Source organism: Blastococcus sp. KM273129 (genome assembly GCF_021698995.1).
In the GTDB taxonomy this organism is placed as follows: domain Bacteria; phylum Actinomycetota; class Actinomycetes; order Mycobacteriales; family Geodermatophilaceae; genus Blastococcus.
Genome location: NZ_SSXB01000184.1, coordinates 1 through 721 on the forward strand (window position 1 = coordinate 1; position 721 = coordinate 721).

General features: G+C 75.0%; 1 protein-coding gene. It reads right to left on the reverse strand.

Going from position 1 to position 721, the window contains the following annotated elements; all coding sequences use genetic code 11:
* A partial coding sequence (locus E9565_RS21945) for an LGFP repeat-containing protein (RefSeq protein WP_374201756.1) occupies positions 1 to 721 on the reverse strand: 721 nt, incomplete at both ends.

The window sequence follows — 721 nt, forward strand, 5'->3', positions numbered from 1 at the left end:
CCCCGTCCGCGGTCGGCACCGCATCCGAGGTGGGGTAGCCCAGCACGCCGTCGATGCCCCCGGCGGCGTCCCACGCCTCGACCACCGCACCCGGCACGACGTGCCCACCGAGGGCGGCGTGCAGGTAGACCGCGCCGCCGGCGAACCGGCCGTACTGGGCCAGGCCGTCCGGGGTGCTCGCGGCGTCCGCGACCGGCATGCCCAGGTCGCCGGCGTCACCGCCGGCGGCCAGCCACGCGTCCCGCACCGGCGCCAGCAGCACCCGCGCCCCCGTGCCCGACGACCAGTACACCGACCCGCCCTGGAAGTGCGCGAACGCCCCACCATCGGCCAACGCCGTCACATCACTGACCGGGAAACCCAGCGGACCGTTCTCCCAACCCGCCGCGGCCCACCGGTCCCGCACGACCCCCGACACGATCCGCGCACCCGTCGCAGGCGACCAGTAGATCGACCCACCCTGGAAGTGGACGAACCGCCCACCGTCCTTCAGCGACCCCACGTCGCTCACCGGGAAGCCCAGCGCACCGTTCTCCCAGCCCGCCGCACCCCACCGGTCCCGGATCTCCACCGACAGGACCCGCGCACCCGTGCCCGGCGACCAGTACACCGACCCGCCCTGGAAGTGCTGGAAGCACCCACCATCACGCAACCCGCACGTCGTGTCCCCCACCGGGTAACCCAGCGCACCCCGCTCCCACCCCGCCGCGGCCCACCGGTC